The 320-nt window shown below is 38.8% G+C and carries 1 pseudogene; it reads left to right on the top strand.

Annotation, left to right across the window (positions count from 1 at the left end):
* Positions 1-67: 67 nt before the first annotated feature.
* Positions 68-320, top strand: a pseudogene (locus CWB76_RS19695) (response regulator); the annotation flags it as partial.

Below are 320 nucleotides of genomic sequence, written 5' to 3'. Positions count from 1 at the left end.
CTTTACCGTTCTAATTACGCTTAATTTATTTAGTTGACCTACCTAGCATAGTTATGTGTGACTTAGATTATATTTTTTAATTGTGGAAGATGTACCAATTAATGCTGAAATCTCAACTTCCCATATTAGAACCGCGTGGGCATGAAGTGTTGTGGGCTGCAACGGGTGAAGATGCTTTATCGTTTGTAGAGACCGAAGATGATCTTGATTTAGTATTGCTTGATTTGCAGCTTCGAGATATTAATGGTGATGAAGTAGCAAGGCAAATACTCGCACACAGGCATTTTGATCAGCTACCTATTGTGGCACTTACCGCCAAT

It is taken from the genome of Pseudoalteromonas sp. S1609, from assembly GCF_005887255.1.
Classification (GTDB): Bacteria; Pseudomonadota; Gammaproteobacteria; order Enterobacterales; family Alteromonadaceae; genus Pseudoalteromonas.
This window is presented reverse-complemented; position numbering and strand designations above follow the sequence as displayed.